Source organism: Pseudomonas sp. HMWF006, assembly GCF_003061205.1.
Classification (GTDB): Bacteria; Pseudomonadota; Gammaproteobacteria; order Pseudomonadales; family Pseudomonadaceae; genus Aquipseudomonas; species Aquipseudomonas monsensis.
Genome location: NZ_QAIU01000378.1, coordinates 1 through 1,629, shown reverse-complemented (window position 1 = coordinate 1,629; position 1,629 = coordinate 1). Strand labels below are relative to the sequence as shown.

2 protein-coding genes and 1 pseudogene are annotated in these 1,629 nt (G+C 61.6%); all 3 read left to right on the top strand.

What is annotated here, in order from left to right; genetic code table 11:
- Positions 1 to 158, top strand: a 158-nt coding sequence (locus DBR24_RS32290) for a helix-turn-helix domain-containing protein (protein ID WP_305889015.1), incomplete at its 5' end; no start/stop codon positions are given.
- Between the two features lie 128 nt (positions 159 to 286).
- Positions 287 to 1,480: a PAS domain-containing sensor histidine kinase gene (locus DBR24_RS15385; RefSeq protein WP_177490573.1), complete on the top strand. Its 1,194-nt coding sequence runs from the start codon at positions 287 to 289 to the stop codon at positions 1,478 to 1,480.
- A 5-nt stretch (positions 1,481 to 1,485) separates the two neighbouring features.
- A pseudogene (locus DBR24_RS15380) lies at positions 1,486 to 1,629 on the top strand (sigma-54-dependent Fis family transcriptional regulator); the annotation flags it as partial.

The following is a 1,629-nucleotide window of genomic DNA, read 5'->3' as shown; positions in this document are numbered from 1 at the left end:
GTCTGGAACAGGGCCTGATCCAGCAGGCGCTGGACGATGCCAACGGCATTGTGGCGCGTGCGGCCGAACGCCTGCGCATTCGTCGTACCACGCTGGTGGAAAAGATGCGCAAGTACGGCATGAGCCGGCGGGAAGGCGATGAACAGGCAGATGATTGACGCCTGTTTTTCAAGCACCTCATTTATAAGCAGTTTTTTTTAGGCACGGGTATTGCTACATCCCTCGCAACGTTCCGTTTAACTGACGGTCAGCCAAGCGAGAGAGCACAATGCCCCAAGCCGCCCAGATGTCTTCTGCCTCCAGCTCCGAGGGGCAGCCGTCCTCCGTAGAGCAGGCCAGCCGACAGGGTCTTGAGCAGGCGTTCGCCTTGTTCAATCAGATGTCCAGCCAGCTGACCGATTCCTACAGCATGCTCGAAGCGCGGGTCACCGAGCTCAAGGGTGAACTGGCCGTGGTCAGTGCCCAGCGCATGCAGGAACTGGCGGAAAAAGAGCGTCTGGCCAACCGCCTGCAACACCTGCTTGATCTGTTGCCGGGTGGCGTTATCGTGATTGACGGCCATGGCATCGTCCGTGAGGCCAACCCGGCGGCCATCGACCTGCTCGGGCTTCCGCTGGAAGGCGAGTTGTGGCGTCACGTCATCACCCGTTGCTTCGCCCCGCGTGAAGACGACGGTCATGAAATCTCCCTGAAAAACGGTCGACGCCTGTCGATTGCCACCCGCTCCCTGGATGCCGAGCCGGGGCAGTTGGTGCTGCTCAATGACCTGACAGAAACCCGTCACCTGCAAGATCAACTGGCGCGTCACGAGCGCCTGTCTTCGCTGGGGCGCATGGTCGCCTCGCTGGCCCATCAGATCCGCACACCGCTTTCCGCAGCGTTGCTCTACGCCAGTCATTTGACCGAACAGGAACTGCCGGTCGCCACCCAGCAGCGCTTTGCCGGGCGTCTCAAGGAGCGCTTGCATGAGCTGGAGCATCAGGTGCGCGACATGCTGGTGTTCGCCCGTGGCGAGCTGCCGCTGACCGATCGCATCACCCCCAATGCCTTGATGCAGTCGCTGCAAGCCGCGGCGTTGACCCATGTGCAGGACTTGCCCGTTCGCTGGCAATGCGACAGTCATGTCGGCGAGTTGCTGTGCAACCGCGACACGCTGGTCGGGTCCATTTTGAACCTGATTGAAAACGCGATTCAGGCCAGTGACGGCAACGTGCGCCTGAAAGTGCACTGCTACACCCGCGATAACACCCTGCGTTTGTGCGTCAGCGACAGTGGCAGCGGTATTGATCCGGTTGTGCTCGAGCGGCTTGGCGAGCCGTTTTTCACGACCAAAGTCACCGGCACCGGCCTCGGCCTGACCGTGGTCAAGGCAGTCGCCCGGGCACATCAGGGAGAATTGCAGATGCGTTCGCGGGTCGGGCGCGGCACGTGCGCGCAGGTGATTCTGCCGCTGTTTTCCGCTGGACAGGGAGCTGAGTGAAGGTCATGGGCATCAAGGTTTTGCTGGTCGAGGATGACCGCTCGTTGCGCGAGGCGCTGGCCGATACGCTGTTGCTGGCCGGCCATGATTACCAGGCCGTCGGCAGCGCTGAAGAAGCGTTGACGGCGGTGGCGCGTGAAGCGTTCAGC